This is a genomic window from Streptomyces sp. NPDC002690, from assembly GCF_053592415.1.
Map to the genome: position 1 here is coordinate 1 of NZ_JBSFVR010000763.1, position 1,113 is coordinate 1,113.

The following is a 1,113-nucleotide window of genomic DNA, read 5'->3' on the forward strand; positions in this document are numbered from 1 at the left end:
CCGGGTCAGACGGGTAGGTGCACGGCGAGTTGCTCCCACTGCCGTACGGGCGGGACCGGGGCGCCCGCGAGCGCGGATCAGGCGCACGACCGGGAGGCCACCCGGGCCCGCGTCGACCAGCTGTACGGCGAGGCGGAGCGGGCCACCGAGAAGTTCAACCGGGCCGGCGAGGACACCGACCGCCTCCGCGAGAAGGTCGGCCGGGCCCAGGAGGCAGCCGCCCGCACCCGGGCCGCCCTCAACGAGATGCGCGGGGGCCTCGGCGCCGTCGCCGGGGCGCAGTACCGCGCGGGCTCCCTCGATCCCGCCCTGGCGCTGCTGTTCTCCTCGGACCCGGACACCTACCTCGACCGGGCCGCCACCCTCGACCGGCTCGGCGAGCGCCAGTCACTCGTGCTCGACAAGCTCCGCAGGACCCGCCAGAAACTGGACCAGATCCGCGCCGAGGCCGCCGGCGACCTGCGGGACCTGGAACGCGGCCGTGCCGCCGTGGCCCGCCACAAACACACCGTCGAGACCAAGCTCGCCGAGGCCCGCAGGCTGCTGGCCGCCCTGCCCCCCGAGGAGCGCGCGGCCTTCGGCGACCACGCGTCCCGCTCCGGCCGTCCCCCCGGCCCGGACGGCTCCGGGGGCCTGGAGGCGCTGCGGGCGGCGGCCGGAAGCCTCCCGGGATCGGCCAGGGCGATGGCCGCCCTCGCCGCCGCCCAGCAGGCACTGGGCAGCCCGTACGTCTGGGGGGCCAGCGGTCCGGGCAGCTTCGACTGCTCCGGGCTCATGCAGTGGGCCTACGCCCGCGCGGGCGTCAGCCTGCCCCGCACCTCCCAGGCCCAGCGGTACGCGGGCCGCATGGTGCCGCTCTCCCAGGCACGCCCCGGGGATCTCGTCGCCTACCGGGCGGACGCCAGCCACATCGCCATGTACGCCGGGAACGGCCAGGTCATCCACGCCCCGTACCCCGGCGCCCAGGTCCGCTTCGACCCCGTCGGCATGATGCCCGTCTCCTCGGTCACCCGCGTCTGACCGTACGATCGGCGCCATGGCAGAACTGGCGCCACTCCGGTCCGACGGGCGGCGGGGCCGCCCCCGCACCCGGCGTGCGGCGGGTGCCCCGCT

At 76.9% G+C, this 1,113-nt stretch carries 1 protein-coding gene; it reads left to right on the forward strand.

What is annotated here, in order from left to right:
• On the forward strand, positions 1-1,020 hold a 1,020-nt coding region (locus ACWD3D_RS37355), incomplete at its 5' end, for an NlpC/P60 family protein (RefSeq protein WP_451465071.1).
• Between the last annotated feature and the right edge of the window lie 93 nt (positions 1,021-1,113).